Origin of the sequence: Massilia sp. CT11-108 (assembly GCF_047302915.1) — a bacterium.
Lineage (GTDB): Bacteria > Pseudomonadota > Gammaproteobacteria > Burkholderiales > Burkholderiaceae_D > Telluria > Telluria orientalis.
The window spans coordinates 1-20,274 of the sequence record NZ_JBKYMO010000020.1 but is presented as its reverse complement, the minus strand read 5'-3'; the positions used below and the strand labels follow the sequence as shown (position 1 = coordinate 20,274).

The 20,274-nt window shown below is 67.2% G+C and carries 19 protein-coding genes and 1 pseudogene; 11 read left to right on the top strand and 9 right to left on the bottom strand.

Going from position 1 to position 20,274, the window contains the following annotated elements:
• Positions 1–17: 17 nt before the first annotated feature.
• Both ACEN88_RS04025 and ACEN88_RS04020 read right to left on the bottom strand, forming a co-directional pair.
• The gene (locus ACEN88_RS04025; RefSeq protein ID WP_413337512.1) at positions 18–554 is read right to left on the bottom strand and encodes a gluconokinase; all 537 of its coding nucleotides are present in this window, start codon (positions 552–554) and stop codon (positions 18–20) included.
• A 241-nt stretch (positions 555–795) separates the two neighbouring features.
• The gene (locus ACEN88_RS04020; RefSeq protein ID WP_413337511.1) at positions 796–1,872 is read right to left on the bottom strand and encodes an AI-2E family transporter; all 1,077 of its coding nucleotides are present in this window, start codon (positions 1,870–1,872) and stop codon (positions 796–798) included.
• Between the two features lie 133 nt (positions 1,873–2,005).
• Here ACEN88_RS04020 and ACEN88_RS04015 point away from each other — a divergent pair, with 133 nt between their 5' ends.
• Positions 2,006–2,563 carry a putative glycolipid-binding domain-containing protein gene (locus ACEN88_RS04015; RefSeq protein ID WP_413337510.1) on the top strand — a complete coding sequence of 186 codons (558 nt, stop codon included), beginning with the start codon at positions 2,006–2,008 and terminating at the stop codon, positions 2,561–2,563.
• Here the strand turns inward: ACEN88_RS04015 and ACEN88_RS04010 are convergent.
• On the bottom strand, positions 2,530–3,759 hold the full coding sequence (locus tag ACEN88_RS04010) for a DUF418 domain-containing protein (protein ID WP_413337509.1): 1,230 nt from the start codon (positions 3,757–3,759) through the stop codon (positions 2,530–2,532). The two genes, ACEN88_RS04015 and ACEN88_RS04010, sit on opposite strands and share 34 nt — an antisense overlap.
• A 298-nt stretch (positions 3,760–4,057) precedes the next feature.
• On the opposite strand from ACEN88_RS04010, the gene ACEN88_RS04005 reads away from it, so the two are divergent.
• From ACEN88_RS04005 to ACEN88_RS03990, 4 genes are all read left to right on the top strand, one after another.
• On the top strand, positions 4,058–5,215 hold the full coding sequence (locus ACEN88_RS04005) for an MFS transporter (RefSeq protein WP_413337508.1): 1,158 nt from the start codon (positions 4,058–4,060) through the stop codon (positions 5,213–5,215).
• A 147-nt stretch (positions 5,216–5,362) separates the two neighbouring features.
• Positions 5,363–5,986 (top strand): DUF4254 domain-containing protein, encoded by a 624-nt coding sequence (locus tag ACEN88_RS04000; protein WP_413337507.1) that lies wholly within the window; start codon positions 5,363–5,365, stop codon positions 5,984–5,986.
• Positions 5,983–6,840, top strand: a complete 858-nt coding sequence (locus ACEN88_RS03995) for a glycosyltransferase family A protein (RefSeq protein ID WP_413337506.1) — start codon at positions 5,983–5,985, stop codon at positions 6,838–6,840. The genes ACEN88_RS04000 and ACEN88_RS03995 overlap by 4 nt, the downstream gene beginning before the upstream one ends.
• Positions 6,841–6,868: 28 nt before the next feature.
• Positions 6,869–7,984 (top strand): glycosyltransferase family 9 protein, encoded by a 1,116-nt coding sequence (locus ACEN88_RS03990; RefSeq protein WP_413337505.1) that lies wholly within the window; start codon positions 6,869–6,871, stop codon positions 7,982–7,984.
• On the opposite strand, the gene ACEN88_RS03985 is transcribed toward ACEN88_RS03990, so the two are convergent.
• The 3 genes from ACEN88_RS03985 to ACEN88_RS03975 are packed head-to-tail and all read right to left on the bottom strand — an operon-like array spanning position 7,985 to position 12,114.
• Positions 7,985–9,037 (bottom strand): glycosyltransferase family 9 protein, encoded by a 1,053-nt coding sequence (locus ACEN88_RS03985; RefSeq protein ID WP_413337504.1) that lies wholly within the window; start codon positions 9,035–9,037, stop codon positions 7,985–7,987.
• Positions 9,038–9,067: 30 nt separating this feature from the next.
• Positions 9,068–10,438, bottom strand: coding sequence for a N,N-dimethylformamidase beta subunit family domain-containing protein (locus ACEN88_RS03980; RefSeq protein WP_413337503.1), 1,371 nt, complete (start codon positions 10,436–10,438; stop codon positions 9,068–9,070).
• Complete coding sequence (locus ACEN88_RS03975; RefSeq protein ID WP_413337502.1) at positions 10,435–12,114, bottom strand: carbamoyltransferase; 1,680 nt, start codon at positions 12,112–12,114, stop codon at positions 10,435–10,437. Before ACEN88_RS03975 ends, ACEN88_RS03980 begins: the two co-directional genes overlap by 4 nt.
• A 163-nt stretch (positions 12,115–12,277) precedes the next feature.
• Between ACEN88_RS03975 and nudC the strand changes: the two genes are divergently transcribed.
• Positions 12,278–13,099, top strand: a complete 822-nt coding sequence (nudC, locus tag ACEN88_RS03970) for an NAD(+) diphosphatase (RefSeq protein ID WP_413337501.1) — start codon at positions 12,278–12,280, stop codon at positions 13,097–13,099.
• Between the two features lie 12 nt (positions 13,100–13,111).
• On the opposite strand, the gene ACEN88_RS03965 is transcribed toward nudC, so the two are convergent.
• Positions 13,112–13,984, bottom strand: a complete 873-nt coding sequence (locus ACEN88_RS03965) for a hypothetical protein (RefSeq protein WP_413337500.1) — start codon at positions 13,982–13,984, stop codon at positions 13,112–13,114.
• A gap of 149 nt (positions 13,985–14,133) precedes the next feature.
• On the opposite strand from ACEN88_RS03965, the gene folE reads away from it, so the two are divergent.
• Together folE and ACEN88_RS03955 are read left to right on the top strand one after the other, a co-directional pair.
• On the top strand, positions 14,134–14,700 hold the full coding sequence (gene folE / locus ACEN88_RS03960) for a GTP cyclohydrolase I FolE (protein WP_413337499.1): 567 nt from the start codon (positions 14,134–14,136) through the stop codon (positions 14,698–14,700).
• A gap of 182 nt (positions 14,701–14,882) precedes the next feature.
• Positions 14,883–15,158, top strand: a pseudogene (locus ACEN88_RS03955) (transposase); the annotation flags it as partial.
• A 113-nt stretch (positions 15,159–15,271) separates the two neighbouring features.
• Here the strand turns inward: ACEN88_RS03955 and ACEN88_RS03950 are convergent.
• Positions 15,272–15,694 (bottom strand): hypothetical protein, encoded by a 423-nt coding sequence (locus ACEN88_RS03950; protein ID WP_413337498.1) that lies wholly within the window; start codon positions 15,692–15,694, stop codon positions 15,272–15,274.
• A 35-nt stretch (positions 15,695–15,729) separates the two neighbouring features.
• Here ACEN88_RS03950 and ACEN88_RS03945 point away from each other — a divergent pair, with 35 nt between their 5' ends.
• From ACEN88_RS03945 to ACEN88_RS03935, 3 genes are read left to right on the top strand one after another with little or no spacing between them, the layout of a single operon-like run.
• Positions 15,730–16,428, top strand: coding sequence for a (2Fe-2S)-binding protein (locus ACEN88_RS03945; RefSeq protein ID WP_413337518.1), 699 nt, complete (start codon positions 15,730–15,732; stop codon positions 16,426–16,428).
• A 10-nt stretch (positions 16,429–16,438) separates the two neighbouring features.
• Complete coding sequence (locus ACEN88_RS03940) at positions 16,439–17,461, top strand: FAD binding domain-containing protein (RefSeq protein ID WP_413337497.1); 1,023 nt, start codon at positions 16,439–16,441, stop codon at positions 17,459–17,461.
• On the top strand, positions 17,458–19,677 hold the full coding sequence (locus ACEN88_RS03935) for a xanthine dehydrogenase family protein molybdopterin-binding subunit (protein ID WP_413337496.1): 2,220 nt from the start codon (positions 17,458–17,460) through the stop codon (positions 19,675–19,677). Before ACEN88_RS03940 ends, ACEN88_RS03935 begins: the two co-directional genes overlap by 4 nt.
• Before the next feature lie 12 nt (positions 19,678–19,689).
• On the opposite strand, the gene ACEN88_RS03930 is transcribed toward ACEN88_RS03935, so the two are convergent.
• The coding region (locus tag ACEN88_RS03930; protein WP_413337495.1) for a TolC family protein at positions 19,690–20,274 on the bottom strand (585 nt) is incomplete at its 5' end.

Genomic DNA, 20,274 nt, shown 5'->3' with positions numbered 1-20,274 from the left:
CGGGTGCGACGACTGACTTATTGATTGATCGATGCGATGACGCTGGCCACCAGGGTTTCTGGCGGCTGGGTAATGTCCAGCGTGATGCCGGCCTCGTCCGGCTGCAGCGGCTCGAGGTCGCGCAGCTGGCTGTCCAGCAGGGTAATCGGCATGTAGTGGCCGATGCGCGTCTGCATGCGCGCCGCGATCGTGCCGCGCGGACCATGTAAATGGGCGAAGCGCAGGTTCGGGTCGGCCTGGCGCAGCAGGTCGCGGTAGCGGCGTTTGAGCGCCGAGCACGACACGACGACACCCGTGCCACGTTCGCGCGCGGCGCCGATCTCGTTGGCCAGGGCTTGCAGCCAGCCGGCGCGGTCGTCGTCCGTCAGCGGGACGCCGGCCGACATCTTGACCACGTTGGGTGCCGGGTGATACGCGTCGCCCTCGAGGAAGGCGACGTCGAACGCCGCGGCGAGGGCGGCAGCGATCGTGCTCTTGCCGCAGCCGCAGACGCCCATGATGACCCAGCGGCGGCCTTCGCCCGAGGGATTGGATACATCGCTTGGTGATGCCATTCTGTCTCTCTTTCTGTCAATTCACAGCGACCGTTAGCGCTATCATTTTTGCCAAGTCTTCAATAAGGCGGCGGGTTTGTAAAGTGTTATTCATGTTGCGGAGCAAACCTTGCAGGGGGCGGCTCATGCAATTTGCATGAAATGATCGGGATATTGCTGTTCCCTCAGAGGGAAACTGGGAAAATTGGACTGATAGCGCTATCAGTTGTGCACGGCGGCATCATGGGAGAGCGTGTGGCGTTTACAACACGTTTGCATCACCGGACGTTGGCGGAGTCGTGACCTTGGTCCGATGCAGGCGCATTTGCACGACAAACATCCGTAGCGCGGCCAGGAAGGGAACGGAAAGGAAGATGCCGGACACGCCGGCCAGTTCCTCGCCGGCGAGCAGGCCGAACACGACGAGGATCGGCGGCACGTCCGCGCCCTCGCTCATCAGCCAGGGGCTCAACATATAGTCCTGGAAGACGCGGTAGCCGCCGATGAAGACGATGATCCAGCCCACGTGCTCGTAGCCGCTGAACAGGGCGACGCCGACGATGGCCGCCGCCGCGACGAGCGGCCCCAGCACGGGAATCACTTCCAGCACGGCCGCGACGCCGGCCAGCAGCAGTGCGAACGGCACCCTCATCAGCGACAGCACGAGACCGTAGGCGAGGAGCGTCGCCAGCGACAGCAGGGCCAGTGCCCGCACATAGCTCGACAGCAAGGCGTTCAGGCCGTGCAGCACGTCTGTCCAGAACGCGCCGTTGCGGCGGTGGCGCATCGCCACGCGCAATTCGTCGAAGACATGCGCCTGCAAAATCATCAGGAAGCTCAGGATCGGGACGACGATGACGTAGATCAGGTTGCCGGCCAGGTGCATCAGCCCGAAACCGATGTTGCGCACGAACGGCATCGCCTCCGCCGAGCCGCCCTGCAACAGGTCGCGCAGGAAGGCGGCCAGGCGCGCGCGCAGGGGTTCGAGCAGGTGGGGCAGCGGCAGGCGCCGCTCCAGCGTGGCGGGATCGAGCAGGGTCGGCAACTGTTGCGCCAGGGCCGTCGCCTGCTCGGCCACCGTGTTGCCGAACAGCCCGACGGCCAGCGCGACGAGCCCGACCACGACGAGGTAGACGAGGCATAGCAGGAGCGTGCGCGGCACGCGGCCGCCGACGACACGCTGGGCCAGCACGAACAGCGGATAGATGAGGTAGCTGAACAGCACGGCGATCAGCATCACCAGCAGCGTCGTCCGCACGAGAAAGACACCATACAGTCCTGCAATCACCAGCGCGGCCGTCCACACCACGCGGGCCGTACGCGCATCGATACCGAACACGGCGTCTCCCTGTCAGCAACCCGCCACGGCGGCGGGCCTTGTCATGATGATACGGCCAGGCCTTCTTCGCTGGCGCGCAACTCGGCCGCCCGGTGCTACATTAGGGGTGCATGGAACACGGAAGGAGGGCGACGTGAAACGCAGCTATCGCTGGGCAACGGAGCAGGGTGGCGGCCTGGAGCATGTCGAACTGGAGACCGGGGAGACCGGGGAGGCCGGCGTGACGGCGGAAGGTGTCCTCATCGGCCCCGCCGGCGGACGGCTGTTCGCCTGCAGTTATCTGTTGTGCTGCGACGAGCACTGGCGCGTGCGCAGCCTTGACGTCCATGTCGCGGGCAAGGGGCGCGTGAGCCTGCGCGCCGACGGGGCCGGCAACTGGACTGACGCGGGCGGCACGCCGTTGCCGGCGCTGCAGGGCTGCACGGACGTCGACCTGTCCGGCAGTCCCTTCACGAACACGCCGCCGATCCGGCGCCTCGGCGATGCGCTGCATGACCGCCAGGAAATCCGCGTCGCGTACGTCGACCTGCCCAAGCTCGACGTCCAGCCCGTCGCGCAGGCGTACACGCGCGTGGCGCCCGACCGGGTGCGGTTCGAAAGCCTGTCCCGGCCGTTCGCCGCCGATCTCGACGTCGACGGCGATGGCGTCGTGCTGCGCTACGAGGGGTTGTTTACGCGCGTCGCGGGCTGAGGGCTTTGCGTTGACGCCGCGCCGATCCACGTCAGGCGGTGCCACAGGGCTTCCAGCGGGCCTTGCTTATGGTGCTTGAGCCACCAGGCGCTGAAGCAACCCTGCAGCATGGCCAGCACGATGCCGATCGACAGCGCCGCGACGGTGCCGGTGACCGCGTACAGGCCGAAGCCGAAGCCGTGGTACAGGGTCGTGCCGACGATCGATTGCATCATGTAGCTCGTCAGGCTCATCCGTCCCAGCCAGCGGAGCGACCCCAGCACGCGCGCGCCGGCGGGACGACGGTACAGCAGGGCGAAACCCGTCACGAGCAGCAGCATGATGTCCAGGTTGAGCAGCGGCTTGGCGATGGCGTCCAGCGGCCGGCGCAGGGCCTCGGCGGGGAACCACGCCGCCAGGTGCCCATGGATGAAGATCAGCGGACCGAGCAGCAGCAACGCCCCGAAAAAGACGCGGCGCCAGATGCCGATGTTCCTGTCATTCACGGCAAACAGCCCGAGGCGGCCGCCCAGCATGCCGAACATGAACAGCGCGGGAATCTGCAGGAGGCGGCCCATTTCCCAGCTCCACAACAGCACGGCCTGCTTGCCGTTCGTGAGGTTGCCGATCCAGACGTCGAGCAGTGAACCGTGCTTCAGGTATTCCTCGGCGCGGCCGAAGTATGCCCAGGAGGCGGGATCGGGCAGCTTGCCCGGCGCACTGCCCAGCGCCGCCAGCGCATCGACCCACGCGACCGGCTGCAGGCTGAGGAAGCAGGCCAGCAGGAAGACCGTCCACGTGCCCAGGCGCGCGACGGGAATCAGCACGAGGCCGAGCACGGCATACATCGCGAGGATGTCGCCCTCGTAGAACGCGGAATTCACGAGTCCGAACCCGAGCAGGAGCAGCATGCGCCACGCGAAGCGCGGCCGGAAATCCTCCCCGCGCCGGGCCCGGGCATCGTCCTGCAAGTGGAACGTCAGGCCGAACAGCAGGGCGAAGATCGCATACGACTTGCCGCCGAACAGGGCGAACATCGTATCCCAGATGTGTTGCCCCAGCTCCTTCAGCCAGGCCGGCTCGCCGGGCGGCGAAAAATAGAGATCGAAGTGCTCGATGTTATGCAGCAGCATGATCGAGACGATGGCAAAGCCGCGCAGGGCGTCGACGAGGTCGAGGCGGGAGTCGGTACGGGGCATGTCGGGGGAGGGCGTCATGGTATTCCTGTCCGTTTTTGGGCCCGGCCATTCTAGTTTGGAATCGTTTTCATCTCCACTATATTTTTTACAACGCCCACGCTTATTTCTCGTTATAAGTTCACATCTGGTTACAAACTGCCCGTGTTTGTCGGCATCCCGCAACGGTGAAAATTTTTTCCGACTGGCAAAGCAAAGTTCTCGCAAACCGTTTAGAATTGCCTCCCATCAGCTTTCCACGCGCCAACCGCTCGGTTGGCGTTTGCTTTTTGATCCAGACATTTTTTTAAAAAAAGTCATCTACTAAATGCAAAATCATTTGCCCGCTACTGCTGCCGCCCGCTCCGGCAGCCTCCCGCTCGCGCAATCGCAGTCGTTCGCCCTGCCGCTCCTGTTTACGGTATTCGGCGTGATCATGGGTTCGTGGGCCGGCCGCATTCCGGCCATGGCTGAACGCGTGCACGTGTCGCACTCGGCGTTGTCGATGGTGCTGCTGTGCGGCGGCCTCGGTGCCGTTCTGTCGTACCCTATTTCATCGCGCATGATGAGCTCGCTCGGCGCCCGCAAGACCATGCTGTTTTCCGGCCTGGCCCTGCTGGCCGTGCTGGTCGCCATCGGCGGCGCACCGACCGTGCCGCTGTTGATGATGGCCGTCCTGGGCCTGGGCATCACGGCCAGCACGTTCGACGTCGCCGTCAACTCGGCCGCCACCCGCCGCGAAAAGCAGTCGGGCAAGTCGGAACTGTCGAAACTGCACGGCCTCGGCTGCGCCGGCGGCCTGGCGGGTGCGACCCTGGGCAGCCTGATGGCTGGCCTGCATATCGCGCCGCTCACGCACTTCGTGATGCTGGCCGGTCCGCTGGCCCTGGCCCTCTACTATGGCTATGCGTCGCTGGATGCGGACGACACCGGTGAAGTCGTCGAGAAAAAATCGTTCTCGCTGCCGCGCGGCCCGCTGCTGTTCCTGGGCGCACTCGGCTTTTTCGGTTCGATGGCCGAAGGCAGCATCGCCGACTGGAGCGGCGTGTTCCTGAAAGAGCACTTCGGTGCGTCGGACGGCCTGGCGCCGCTGGCCCTGTCGTCGTTCTCCGTGATGATGCTGCTGGCCCGCCTCGGCGGCGACAAGCTCAAGGTGCGCTATGGTGCCCGTTCGCTCGTCACCAGCGGCTCGATGCTGGGTGCCGCCGGCCTGTTCTTCGCCGTGCTGTCGCCAAATGCCTGGTTCGCCCTGTTCGGCTTCGCCGTCGCGGGCATGGGCCTGGCGCTGGTGTTCCCGTTCGTGTTCAGCGCGGCGGGCGCGCAGGGTCCCGCGGCATTGGCCGGCGTGGCCAGCATGGCCTACAGCGGCAGCCTGATGGGCCCGCCGGTCATCGGCGCCATCGCCCAAGGCATGGGAATGCAGGTCGCCATCGCCTACATCGGCGGCCTCGCCTGCCTGATCGCCTTCGTGGCCAGCCGTTCGCGCCTGCTGAAGTAATCATCCTTTCTTTCTCGTTCAGGGCGGTGCCGATGGCGCCGCCCTTTTTTGTTTGCGCTGTGCCAAGCCCGCGCGCATTCCGCAGAACTCCAGTACGCCTGCGTACTCCAAGCAAACGTCGCTCGTCTGCCCAGGATCGGAGTTGCCATGCAAAGCGAAATCGATGCCGTGTCCGTCGTCTGGTTCCACGACCGCCAGTTGCGCGAACGCGATTGGCCCGTGATGTCGCACGTCGCCGCCGATGCTGGTGTATGGGAATGGATCGCCGCCAATCACCGCTACAACGGCCTGCTGTGGCGCGAGGAAGACCGGGCGCGCCGGCTCGACGTGCCGCCTTCCGAGATCGCGGCCGGCAAGCGCCTGATCGACCGCTACAACCAGAAACGCAACGACGCGGTCGAATCCATCGACGAAGCGCTGCTGGCCGGCCTGCGCCACGTCGTCTGCGCGCCCGATGCGCGGCTCTCCAGCGAAACGGCCGGCGCCATGATCGACCGCCTGTCGATCCTCGCGCTGAAGATCCACCACATGCGCGCGCAGACGCAGCGCGTCGATGCGGACGACGCCCACGTCCGCGCGTGCACCGCCAAGCTCGACCGCCTGCTCGCGCAGCGCCAGGACCTGATGGCCTGCCTCGACCTGCTGCTCACGGAAGCGCGGGCCGGACGGGCCTATTTCAAGCTGTATCGTCAATTCAAGATGTACAACGATCCCGCGCTGAACCCGTACCTCAACGGCCAGGTGCAGGGGGATGGAAGGGCGGCGCCGTGAACGAGACGATCGACGTCGTGATCCCGACCCGCAACCGCCCGGCGGCGCTCGCGGTCACGTTGACGGCGCTCGGCGCGCAGACCTGGCCGGCCTTGCGCATCGTGCTTGCCGACCAGTCGGATGGCGACGGCGTCTGCACGCATGGCGAAGTGCAGGCGGTATTGCGCTACCTGCGCGTCACCGGGCGCAGCGTCGACACGTTCCGGCGCCCGCACCGCCGCGGCATGGCCGAACAGCGCGCCTTCCTGCTGGCCCAGGTGCGCTCGCCGTGCTGCCTGTTCGTCGACGACGACGTGATCCTCGAACCGGACCTCGTCGCCCGTCTGCACGCCGTCCTGCGGGAAGAGGAATGCGGCCTCGTCGGCAGTGCGCTGCACGGATTGAGCTACCTGGGCCAGTTGCGGCCGATGCAGGAAGCGATCGAATTCTGGGACGGTCCCGTGATGCCGGAAACCGTGCGGCCCGGCAGCCCGGCGTGGGCGCGTCATCACCTGCACAGCGCGGCGAACCTCTTTCACGTGCAGACCCGCCTGGCGGACGAGACCGGAGCGACGCGACGCTACAAGATCGCCTGGGTCGGCGGCTGCGTGATGTTCGATACGGCCAAGCTGCGCGCGGTGGGCGGCTTCGACTTCTGGCGCGACCTGCCGGCCCAGCATTGCGGAGAAGATGTACTGGCCCAGCAGCGTGTGATGGCGCTGTACGGCGGCTGCGCGATATTTCCGTCCGGCGCGTATCACATGGAACTGCCGACGACCATCACGGCACGGGCCATCGATGCGCCGTATGTGTTGCCGCTCAGTGAGCCACACGATGAGGCACACGACGAGCCGCACGATGCGACCGGCGAGTGACCGTCTCGATGACATGCGTGTAGACGACATGCGTGTAGACGACATGCGTGTAGACGACATGCGTGTAGACGACATGCGTGTCCACGACATGCGGGTCCACGATGTGCGCAAGATCGTCGTGCTGCGGCCGGGCGCAGTGGGCGACTTCGTGTTCGCGCTGCCGGCCCTGCACGCGTTGAAGCAGGCGTATCCCGGGGCCGAACTGGTCCTGGCGGGAAAAGCCTGGCATCGTGCGTTCCTGCACGGGAGGCCGGGGCCGGTCGACCGGGTTGTCGAGGTGCCGCCCGTGCAAGGCGTCGGCGCACAAGAGACTTCAAAAGACGAGGTCGAGCGCTTCGTCGACGCGCTGCGTGCCGAGCGTTTCGATCTCGCACTGCAGATGCATGGGGGAGGGCGTCATTCGAATCCATTCCTGTTGCGCTTCGGTGCACGGCTGACGGCGGGGGCCTGCGCGCCGGGTGTGCCCTTGCTCGATCGCTGGGTGCCGTTTCGCCAGCCCAGCCCGCGCAGGCTGGCCTTGCTCGAGATCGCGGCCCTGGCCGGCGCGGAGATCCAGTGGCCGCTCGACGCGCAACCGGAACTCGCGCTCACGGAAGCCGACCGGCACGAGGCCGCGGCGATCATGCCCGGGCTGGCCGGTAAACGGCTCATCGTGCTGCAGCCGGGGTCGACCGATCCGCGCCGCTGCTGGCCGGCGCCATCGTTCGCGGCGCTGGGCGACCGGCTCGCGCAGGACGGCGCTTGTGTCGCCGTCAACGGTTCGCCGGACGAAGTGGATCTTGTGCACGAGGTCGTGGCGCGCATGCATGCGCCGGCCGTCGCACTGGCAGGCCGGCTGAGCCTGGGCGGGCTGTGCGGCCTGCTGGCGCGCGCCGCGCTGCTCGTGTCGAACGACACCGGCCCGCTGCACCTGGGCCTGGCGCTCCGTGTGCCGAGTGTCGGCATCTTCTGGCTGACGAATTTGATCGACGGGATGCCGTTGCGGCCCTCGACCCTGCATGCGGCCATGTCGGTGCGGACACGCTGCCCTGTCTGCGATCAGGACAATCTGCGAGCGCGCTGTCCGCACGATGTGAGCTTTGTCGCCGATGTCGGCATCGACGAGGTGGAGGCGCTGGCGCATGCGGCATTGGCTCATCAATAGTCACCAGTAAGGCCACATGCCGACACTGCGCTGGCGGCTCGGCGCCGTGCCGGCCAGCAATGCGCGTGCATGTTGCAGCACCACCTGGGCGCGCTCCGCACCGGGATCCCAGATGCAGCGGTGCGTGTGGCGGTCGAGCGGCGCCCAGCGGGCAATGTCGGCCTTGCTGAACACGACGACGCTTTTGAGCCTGAGGCCGGCCGCGATATGGGACACGCCCGTGTCGTTGCAGAGCAAGAGCCTGGCATCACGCATCAGGACGGACATCGCACCGATCGAGATGGGCGCGGCGGCGTCGAGCGGCGGGTGGTGCATGCGGGACGCCACGTCGGCCGTCAGGTCCGCTTCCTCGGCCGATCCCGTCAACACCACCTTGAGGCCGAACTCGGCGGCGAGGCGGTCGCCAACCTCCGCAAACAAGGCGGCCGGCCAGCATTTGTCCCGCTTGCGCGCGCCCGGGTGGATGCACACGTAGGCGCCGGGCGTGAGCGTGGTGCCGAGGCCGCTTGCGCGCCACTCGTCTTCGTCGTCGTGCGACAGCGGAAATTCCAGGTGGACGCCGGTCGCTGGTGCGCCCAGCTGCTCCATCAGCGACAGGAGGCGCTCCGGCTCCGCCCCGATTTCCGGATAGGGAAACAGGACGGTGCGGTCGCGGACGACGGGCGCGCCACGGCAGAACCCGGCCATCGCCTGCGCGCCGAAGCCGCTGACGATGTCGTTGCTCACGTCGCCACTGCCGTGCAACTGGAGCGCCAGCGCGAACTGGCGGGTGCAGAGACTGTTGTAGAAACGCGCGAGCGCCTCCTGCCGCACCGGTTGCTCGGGCAGCAAAGGGTGGCCGGGAAAGGCGATGAATTCATCGACGTACGCACTGAACCGGTCTGCGAATTGCTGCGCCCATGGCAAACCCACCAGCGCGATGTGGGCACGGGGCACGGCGGCGCGCAGCGCGCGCAGCGCGGGCACCGCGCACAGCATGTCGCCCAGGTGAAGGGCGCGGAATACGATGACCGAAGGCGGATCGAGGCGCTGCAGCAGTGGTCGACGGTACATTGTTGCTCCTTTGTCGCCTGAGTTGCCGCGCTACCTTCGCAACAGGCCATCAAGGACATTGCGCGTGACGCGCTCCAGTTGGCGATCCCGGCCGGCGTCGAGGACTTGCGCCCAGTCGGTGGTTCCGGCAGAAAACACGGTGCCGTTGCGTGTGAACAGGCCCATGGCGGCCGTATGGATGCCTTCGCCGGCCGCGTGGCGTGCACGTGCCGGCAATTCCTGCCAGTCGGGGCCCAGGCGCGCCGCCGCCAGCAATGCATAGCCGTCCGGCGTACCGTCCCCGTCCGCCCAGACGGACAGCAATGCGCCATGGTCGGCATCGAAGACGTCGAGCGGAACGCCGTCGCATTCATAGCCCGCCAGCGGCGGCCAGCTATGCCGTCCGAGCGCGTCGCCGCGCGCCAGGCCGGTCTCCGTGAAGATCCAGTGATCGGGCTGCTGGACACGATAGCCGCCGGACCCGCGCGGACCATCCCACGAGCCGCCGCCATGCCGGTAGCTGGCGCCGCTCAAGCTGTCTTCGGGACGCGCCGCGCCGCGGGGTGACCACCACTGGTCGCGGGCGCCATGCGGGCCGCCCTGGTGGCAGACGATGGCCGTCCCGTCAGCGACGACGTGGATGCGCCACCAGCACACATTGCCGGCGAAGAAGGCGAGATTGCCGCCGCGGGCGACGAAGTCCTCGACGGCATCGCGTGTCGTCGTGCTCCAGTATTCGTCATGGCCGGCCGCGACCAGGAGGCGGTAGCCCGCGAGCAGCGCCGGGTCGGCGTGGATGTCGAGGTCCGTGCAGAAGTCGGCGCGGTAGCCATTGCGTGCCAGCCAGCGGATGAAGCGCGCGTCCCAATGGGCGAAGGTCTGGCGGGGCGATGCGGTGTCGTAATGGTCGGCGGCGCACCATACGGGCCCGCCGATGCCGCCGCCGGGACGGCGCAGCGAGACGCGCGCGCCCGGCGGTTCGATCGAACGCGGCGGGTGGACGTAGAAGCAGCCGCCGCCGCTGGCGTTATAGGCGTGGTACGTGGCCAGCGGCAGTTTGTAGAGCAGACCGCCGGGCATGCCGCGTTCTCCAGGCAATGCACGCACCACGAACAGGGCGGCCCCGTGGCCGCGGGCCAGGTCGAACGTGGTCTTGTGTCCTTCTTCTTCGAGGTCGGCGATGACCACGGCCGAGGGCCAGTCCGGGGGGATCGGAAAGGGATAGGCCGGCCAGTTCCAGTCCGCGTCCGGCGCGGCATCGGCCGCCCATGCGCCGGGCAGCCAGTCGCTGCGCAGCATCTCGACCGGTCCGTCGCTCCAGCGGTAGAACGTGACGCGGAAACGGCGGCTGTCGGTCGACACGTGCAGCTGCAGCGTGGCGCCGGGCAGCACGCTGGCCTGTCCTGGATACGCACGGATCATGCGGGCAGCTCCGGTTCGCTCCGTTTGGTCACGAGAAAGGGCGGTATCGCGAGGGCGTGCAGCGGCATGCGGCGGAACGAGGCAAGCGCTTCCTCCGGCGTTTCCACGATCGGTTCGTCCTTGCCGTTGAACGACGTGTTCAGCAGGACCGGCACGCCCGTGCGCGCATCGAAGCCCGTCAGCAGGCGGCGCAGCAGCGGGTCATCGTCCGGGCCGACGGTCTGCAGGCGCGCGCTGCCGTCCACGTGGGTGATGGCCGGTACCTGTGCGATCCTGTCCGGCCGGACCGGCGCGGCGAACTGCATGAAGGGCGAGGGACGTGGCAGGTCGAAGTATTCCCCGGCCCGTTCGGCGAGCACGACGGGTGCCAGCGGACGGAACCACTCGCGTTGCTTGACGCGCGCATTGATCCAGTCGCGGACTTCGGCCTGGCGCGGATCGGCCAGGATGCTGCGGTGGCCCAGGGCGCGCGGTCCGAATTCGCTGCCTCCCTGGTACAGGGCGAGGACGCGGCCCCGGCACAGCAGGTCGAGCATGTGGCTGCACATGGCGTCGGTGTCCGCGAGGTGGACGATGTGCAGATCGTCCCGGTCTGCCAGGGCGGCTTCGATGTCGTGGTGCCGCGGCAGGGGCCCGAGGTAGTCGTGGGTCCAGCGGTAGGCGCAGCCGGCGCCGGCCAGTTCCGCGAGGCCGTACAGCGCACAGCCCAGCGCGGTGCCCGCATCGCCCGGCGCGGGCGGAATGAAGACCTGCTTGAACGGCGTTTCGCGCAGCAGGCGTTCGTTGGCCGAACAGTTCAGCGCCGTGCCGCCGGCGAAGCACAGGTTGTCCAGCCCGGTCTCGGCATGCAGCCAGCGGGCCACGACCACGATGGCATCCTCGAACGCACGCTGGCCCGCCGCCGCCAGGTTGGCGCAGTCGGCGAAGGCGACGCCCGGCTGGCCGTAGCGGAATCGTTCGTGGTCGCGCAGGATGTCGCGCCAGGCCGGCGGCAACGTCACCTGTCCGCCTTCGACGGCCAGCGGCGGCAGGCCCAGTGCATGCGGCTGGCCGTGCGGGGCGAGCCCCATCACCTTGCCTTCGTTGCCTTCGCCGGGGAAGATGGCTTGCGTCAGCAGGAAATAAAACATGCCGAGGCCGACGAGGCGCATGTCGTCCCGGTCCCACAGGTGCTTGCCGATGCAGTGCACGCGTTCGCGGTCGGCGCGGTAGAACGAGGCGACTTCGCGCCAGTCGCCCGGCACGTACGCCGCGCCGCTCCAGTGGTCGGTCAGGTCCGCGACGGGGCTGCCCTGGCCGTCGATGACCATGGCGGCGGCCTCGCGGAACGGCGACGGGTGGAACACGCTGTAAAGGTGCGCCAGGTGGTGCGAGATGCGCACATGCCGGCAGTCGGGGGCAAGGCGCAGCGTCGCGCCCAGTTCCGCGTCGTACCGGGTCTGGTGGCGCGCTTCGTCGTCGCACGAGAAGCATTCGACCACGATGTCGATGGGCCGCTCCGGCCATGGCAGGCGCGGTCCGTAATGGTCGCGCACGTCGCCCGGCCGGCCCCAATGGTGCTTGTGCCGCGTGAGCCGCTCCTTCTGGATCGCCCACAGCAGCCGCGAGCCCTGCATCAGGCAGGCACTGGCGTCCTGGGTCCGGTTAATACCGAGCACGACGGGAACATCGGTCATCGTTACCTCCGCGTTGGGTTGCGCTGCGGTCCTGCTGAGGCTTGGAGCACGATGAGCTGGATTAGTTCATCCATTCGCGCGGTCGTTGGATGTCGATGGCGGCCTGAACGGTACGGCGAAAGACGGTATCATCGACGGCAGTGCCCTTGATGACGGATTCCTCATGCTCCAGACGCCCGCCTCGTTCACGCCCCTGATGGCTCCGCAGCAGGATGCCGCACCGCTGTCCTTCGTCTTCCATGGCGGGCGGCTGCTCGTGCGCGAGGCCGACCTCGGCCTGCCCGACGAGGCCGCGCTACGCAGCCTCGCGCTCGACCCGCCGCGCCTGCAGCCGGTGGGCCTGCTGGACGACCGTTATTGCCAGACCGCCTGGGTCGACGACGAAGCCCTGGCACCGCCCGGCCACGCCTGGCGCGGGCTGCGTTCGCTGTTCGGCGAGTTCGACGAAGGCCACCTCGGCGTGGCCGCGCGCGCCTGCCAGATCGCCGAATGGGCGCGCACGCACCGCTTCTGCGGCGCCTGCGGCAGCGGCACCGTGCTGGCGGCGGGCGAGCGCTGCTTCAAGTGCGTGAACTGCGGCCACATGGCCTATCCGCGCATTTCGCCGGCGATGATGGTCCTGATCCGCAATGGCGACAAGGTGCTGCTGGCGCTGCACACGCAGTCCGCCGTCAAACGCTTCGTGCCGCTGGCCGGCTTCCTGGAAGCGGGCGAGACGATCGAGGAAGCCGTGCACCGCGAAGTGTTCGAGGAAGTGGGCCTGCGCGTGCACAACCTGCGCTATTTCGGCAGCCAGTCGTGGCCGTTCCCGCACTCGCTGATGATCGCGTTCACGGCCGATTACCTGGACGGCGAGATCCGTACCGATCCCAACGAGATCAGCGAGGCGCGCTGGTTCGGACCGGGCGACGAGTGGCCGGAGCGCGTGCCGCACGTGTCGATCTCGAGCATGCTGGTCGACAGCCACCGTCCGCCCGGCCGCTGACGGCCGGCCCGCTTACGGTACGGGCGTAGCTGCGACCTTGCCTTCCACGCGCAGCGCCAGCGGCGTCTCTTCCGGCCGCGCGCCCGTGCTGCGCATGCGGACGACGCGCTGCATCAGGTCGAACCAGAAGGGGGCGCCGAACAGCGCGGTCGACGCCGTGACGATCCAGCCGGCGACCTGCAGCGCGAAATCGGCATTGGCTACCGGAGGGAACCGCGTCCAGCCGATCGGCAGCGCCATCATGGCGTCGAACACGGCCGGGTCGAGCGCGCCGGGCGCGTCATGGAGATGGGCCGCAAGGGCCGGCTGCTGCCACAGCGTGCGGAACAGGTGGATGCTGTCGATGTTGAACAGGATCGCCAGCAGCAGCGCCAGCAGCAGGGAAATCAGCATCTGGCGCCGTTTATAGGCGCCGGACATGCGCGCCATCGCGTTGTCGAACCAGCCGGCCAGCATGTCCTGGAATTGCTGCAGGTCGCGCGCGCGCCCATACAGCCCGCGCATCACCTGCCGGACCTGCGCATCGGGAATCGTCTCGATGGCGTTGCCGAGCTGGGCGAAGTCGCCCGGCACTTTCCACAGGCTGTCCACCAGCGCAATCGCAAAATGCGCCGGTTCGATGTACGATGGCCGCGTACGCATGTCCCGTTCGCTCGGCTGCGCGCCGTCCGCATGCGGGTTGACGAGCGGATGCTGGTAGACGGCACGCGCCAGCCCGTCGAAGCGGGAGTCGTTGAGCATGCTCTTGACGCCCGCCAGCAGGGTGTTGGCACGCAGCCGGAACGCCGCGGCCAGCGCTTCCTGCAAGGTGCTGACGATCAGGGCGACCGTGCCATAACAGAATGTCAGGCCGATCGCGACTTCCAGGACGGTGCTCCCAAGCATGGCTGTTCTCCGCGCAGTGACAAGGACGTCGACTACGCTAGCGCATCCGCCACAGTCCGGCTTTCGGTTTGCGCAAGGAAGCCGCCGTCATCTGTGGATCCGCTCCATTTTCTATATACTCTCGGCAATCGAAAATTTTAGGGTTAACCATGTCTGACAAAGAAGTCTTCACCGAGAACGACTGGCGCCGCCTGCTGGTAAGCCTTGGCGAAGATCCCAATCGCTCCGGCCTGCACGAGACGCCCGCGCGTGTCGCCAAGGCCTGGAAACACTGGACTTCCGGCTACGACCAGGATCCGGTCCAGATCCTCAAGGCGTTCGAAGACGGCGCCGAGGAATACAACGAATTGATCGTCGTGCGCGGCATTCCGGTCTACAGCCATTGCGAACACCACCTGGCGCCGTTCTTCGGCAAGGCGACGGTGGGCTATCTGCCGAACGGCAAGATCGTCGGGCTGTCGAAGCTGACGCGCCTCGTCGACGTGTTCTCCAAGCGCCTGCAGGTGCAGGAACGCTTGACCGTCCAGATCGCCAACACGCTGATGGAAGTGCTGGAACCGAAGGCCGTGGGCGTGGTCATCAAGTGCCGCCACATGTGCATGGAAAGCCGCGGCATCCGCACGCCGGGCGAGGAAACCATCACGTCGACCCTCCTGGGCGAACTGCAGCCGAACCTGGCGCTGCGCACCGAGTTCCTGGCGCTGGCCCGCGACTGACGGCCTGCCCGACCCCGCACGCATGGCGCCGCAAAAAAAAGGCGCCATGATTCCGAACACGCTGCTAGACTGTATTTACTGGGCGCCGTGTTCGAATCCGTCGCGACAATGCGCTACGCCCCGTCGATGACCGGGAACCTGTTCCGGATCATGTGTCTCCAAGTGAATTTGAGGCGATCGACATGGCCAGGCAAACCTTTCCAAGCGATGTACCGCGTGAACAGTTCGAGACCGTGCGTGAAATGCTGGAAGCGGCCCGCCGCAAGACCCGGCCGCGCAAGCACGACCTGTACGATGTGTTCTGCGCCGTCCTGTACTTCCTCCACACCGGCAGCGCCTGGCGCAGCATGCCGCCCGAGTTTCCGCCCTGGCGCACCGTGCACGAATATTTCACGCAATGGACGATGCTGCGTGACGGCGACCGCACCCTGCTCGAGCAGGCGCTCGACCGGCTCGGGCGCACGGCCGAAATCGCGCGGCTGCGCCAGTTGACCGGGCAGCACTGATCCGGACTGGGGGCGGATGACCGGCTGGTCGTCGGCGGGTGTGAGCGCTATCCAGCGAGGCGGGACTAGCGCGTGGCCCCCACCGAGCCTTCCGCCGGCTCGAACACGAGCTTCTTTTTCGCATCCATGTGGAACACGCCGATCGGCTGGGCCTGCACATTGTCCGACGGTTCCGGCAACTGGCTGCAGGTACGGGTTTCCAGTTGCCACATCGCGTCGCCCGCGCGCAGCAAAAAGGTTTCGTCGCCCGTGGAGAACAGCTCGACGTTCAGGTCGGCCAGCGGCGTCTTGCCGAGGTCGAACTGGCGCTGGCAGTCCGGCAGGCGCGATGCGATCACCCGCAGGCCCACCTGTTTGCTCCAGAAATAATCCTGTGTGACAACCACGGTCAGGGCGTGGTCGTTGGTATCGATCGTGTAGCTGGCCGATTCGTTGACGCAGCCGGCCAGCAGCAAGAGCGGTGTCAACAGGAGCAAGGTGGAGCGCATGGTCATTTCCGGGTTGCTGATGCTTCTGTGCATCACTGCGCGAGTATAGAGCGCTTCAAACACTTGCCGCAACGGCACGCTTCTCGCGCGCTACGCGATTTTTTGATTTCGGAGATGATGAATCAGGCAATCCATCTTCGAAAGCGAGCAAAGTCATGCCAGACGACGACCAGAGTCTATCGGAGCAGCGTGCGCAGGGCGCGACGTTGATCCATGCGCCGCCGCAACCGCTCACCTTGCGGATCAATGGCGCCGAGCACAACCTGACGATCGAACCCCGCGTGACGCTGCTGGACGCACTGCGCGACGTGCTGGGCCTGACCGGCACCAAGAAGGGCTGCGACCGCGGCCAGTGCGGGGCCTGCACGGTCCTCGTGGACGGCCAGCGCATCAACGCCTGCCTCACGCTGGCGATGATGCATGACGGCCGCGAGATCACGACCGTGGAGGGGCTCGCCCAGAGCGGACAGCCGCATCCGATGCAGCAGGCGTTCATGGATTGCGACGGCTTCCAGTGCGGCTATTGCACTCCGGGACAAGTGTGTTCGGCGGTGGCGCTGCTGGACGAAGTGAAGGCAAGGCAGGCCAGCATGCTGACCGAAGGCGACCAGCTGGCGCCGGGGGCGCTGTCCGAAGACGAGATCCGCGAGCGCATGAGCGGCAACCTGTGCCGCTGCGGCGCCTATCCCAACATCGTCAAGGCCATCCACAGCGTGGTCTTGCGCCAGGCGTAGGGGGACGTGCATGCAATCGATCTTCTACGACCGTGCCAGGGATGTGAATCACGCGCTCGAGCTCGCGCGCCAGCCGGGTGCGAAATACATCGGCGGCGGCACCAACCTGCTCGACCTGTACAAGAGCGGCATCGAGAAACCCGTCCGCCTGATCGACGTGAGCCGGCTGGCGCTGGCCGGCATCGACGAGCTGCCGGGCGGCGGCCTGCGCATCGGTGCCATGGCCAGCAACACGGCGGCCGCGAATCATCCGCTCGTGCGCCAGCGCTACCGCCTGCTGTCGGAGGCGCTGCTGAACGGCGCGTCGACCCAGCTGCGCAACATGGCGACCGTGGGCGGCAACCTGCTGCAGCGCACGCGCTGCCATTACTTTACCGATCCCGCTTTCCCGCACTGTAACAAGCGCGATCCCGGCTCGGGCTGCGACGCCATCGACGGCCACAACCGCATCCACGCGATCCTGGGCGCGAGCCCGCACTGCATCGCGACCAATCCGTCCGACATGAGCGTTGCCCTTGTCGCACTCGACGCGGTCATCCACCTGCAGGGGCCGGACGGCGCGCGGCAGGTGCCCGTCGCCGAGTTCCACCGGCTGCCGGAAGACAGCCCGCAGGACGACACGGTGATCCGCCCCGGCGAACTGATCACGGCGGTGGAATTGCCGCCGACGCCGTTTTCCCGGCATGCGCACTACCTGAAGGTACGCGACCGCGCCAGCTATGCGTTCGCGCTCGTGTCGGTCGCGGCCGCCGTCGACATGGACGGCGACACCATCCGCGACCTGCGCATCGTGCTGGGCGGCGTGGCCCATAAACCCTGGCGGGCGCTGGGTGCGGAACAGAGATTGCGCGGCCAGTCGCTGGGCGCGCTCACGGACGACGTGCTGGGCAAGGTCGGGGCGGATGCGGTCGCCGGCGCGCAACCGCATGCGCATAACGCGTTCAAGGTCGAACTGGCGCAGCGCGCGGTCGCGCGGGCGCTGCGGATCGTGACGGGCAGTCAGGCCACGGGCGAGATGGGAGGCATGGCATGACGATCATGGGCGCACCCATCAATCGCGTCGACGCCTGGGCCAAAGTCAGCGGCGCGGCGCGCTACTCGGCCGAGCATCCGGTCGACAACGTGGCCCATGCGGTCCTCGTCACGAGCACGATCCCCAGCGGACGCGTGCTCTCGATCGACGACAGAGCGGCCCGCGAGGTGCCGGGCGTGCTGCTCGTGATGACCCCGGCGAACGCCATGCGGCTTCCTCCCAACATGAAGGACGGCAAGCTCCAGCCGCCGATCGGGCGCAGGCTGACCTTGCTGCAGGAAGACGACGTCTACTACAACAACCAGCCGATCGCCGTCGTCGTGGCCGACACGTTCGAGCGCGCGCGCGAGGCGGGCGCCCGGCTGCGCATCGAGTACGAACGCAAGCCGGCCGTGCTCGACTTCGAGCAGGCCAAGGCGTCCGTGCATCCGCCGGAAAAAGTGTTGACGGAAGAAACCGACACGAAGCGGGGAGATTTGCAGGCGGGGCTGCTGGCCGGTAGCGCGCGGATAGCCGTCACCTACACGACGCCCATCGAAAACCACAATCCGCTCGAAACGCATGCGACGATCGCGCAGTGGGACGGCGACCGCCTCACCTTGTACGACTCGACGCAATACATGAAGGGCGTGCAGCGCATCGTCGCCAGCATCTTCGACATCCCGCCGGAGAATGTCACGGCGCTCTGTCCGTACGTGGGCGGCGGCTTCGGGGCTAAGGGTTCGGTGTGGTCGCACGTGGTGCTCGCCGCGATGGCCGCGAAGCAGTTGGGGCGTCCCGTGAAACTGTCGCTGGACCGCAACCAGATGTTCGGCCCGGTCGGCACCCGCCCGAACACCGAGCAGCGCATGCGCATGGCGGCGCTGTCGGACGGCCGCATGACGGCATCCAGCCACGATACGATCGCCTACACGTCGATGATCGAGGACTGGATCGAGCCGTGCGGCCTCGTCACGCGCATGATGTACGAAAGTCCGAACCAGGAAACGTCGCACCGGCTGGCACGGATGAATCTCGGCACGCCCACGTTCATGCGCGCGCCCGGAGAGGCGACGGGCTCGTACGCCCTGGATTGCGCGATCGACGAGCTGGCTTACGAGCTGCACATGGATCCGCTCGACCTGCGCCTGAAAAACTACACGGAGCGCGATCCCGGCAAGGACTTGCCGTTTTCCAGTAAATCGCTGCGCCAGTGCTACGAGATCGGCGCGGAGCGCTTCGGCTGGCGCGACCGCAACCCGCGGCCGCGCTCGATGCGGCAGGGGAGCAAGCTCGTCGGATGGGGCATGGCGACGGCGAGTTATCCGACGAACCGTTCGGCGGCGGAATGCTCCGCGACCTTGACGCCGGACGGCACCGCGCTGTTCCGCTCCGGTACGCAGGACCTCGGCACCGGCACCTACACCGTGATGACGCAGGTGGCGGCGGATGCGCTCGGCGTGCCCGTCGACCGCGTGCGTTTCGAGCTGGGCAATTCGCAGATGCCCGAAGCGCCCGTCTCGGGCGGATCGACGACGGTCGCCAGCGTGGCGCCGGCCGTGCAGGCGGCGGGGAAGGCGTTGCGCCTGAAGCTGCTCGGCATTGCTGCGGCCGATGAGCGCTCGCCGTTGTTCGGCGCGACGGCCGACCAGGTGGGCGTGGATTCGACGTCGGATGGTGGCGAGCTCTATCTGCTGGCCGATCCGGCGCGGCGTGTAGCGATGCAGGCCATCGCCGCACGCCACGGCGGTCCCGTGGAGGTGACGGCGAAGGCCGAGCCCGGCGACGAGAAGCAAAAGTATTCAATGCACGCGTTCGGCGCCGTGTTCGTCGAGGTGACGGTGGACGAGGACCTGGGCGAGATCCGCGTGCCGCGCGTCGTGGGCGTCTACGGCGTCGGCAAGCTGATGAACGAAAAGACGGGCTACAGCCAGCTGATGGGCGGCATCGTCTGGGGGATCGGCCTGGCGCTGTTCGAAGAGACGCTGATCGACAAGCGCGAAGGCCGCGCGGTGAACGGCAACCTGGCCGAGTACCACCTCCCGACGAATGCCGACATCCAGGCGATCGACGTGCAGATCGTCGACGAGGACGACCCGCACGTGAACCCGCTGGGCGCCAAGGGCATCGGCGAGATCGGCATCACGGGCGTGGGCGCCGCCATCGCGAATGCCGTGTTCCACGCGACGGGCAAGCGGGTACGGGATCTGCCGATCACGCTCGATAAATTGTTGTGAACGCCAGGCGCGTCACTCCTTGTGATGCGCCTGCGCGACATGCTCGCCGCCATGCTGCGCGTGCGTGTTTTCCCATCCGCCACCCAGCGCCAGGAACAGCTGCACCTGATCCGCCGCCAGCTGCGCGTCGGATGCCGCGAGGATGCTCTCGGCGCTGGCCAGCGTGCGGTCCGCGTCGAGCTGGGACAGGAAATCCGTGCGGCCGAACTGGTACAGCCTGGCCGACTGGCGCGACGCCAGCGCGCTCTGGTCGCGTGCGGCGCGCAGCGCGGCGTTGCGGTCGAGTTCGCGGGCGTAGACGGTCAGCGCGCTTTCCGTCTCGCGCAGTGCGTTCAGCACGACCGAGTCGAAACGGGCCAGCGCACCGGCCGTGCTGGCCTTGGCCTGCGCGATGTGCGAGCGGGCGGAGCTGGTCGCCGGCAGGCTCCACGAGATCAGCGGGCCGAGGCTGAACTTCCACGTGTTCGCATCGTTGAACTGGTTCATCATGCCGATCATGCCGACCGACGCGCCCAGGTTGATGTTCGGGTACAGCTCGGCCGTCGCGACGCCGATGCGCGCGGTGGCGCCGGCCAGCTGGCGCTCGGCCTGGCGCAC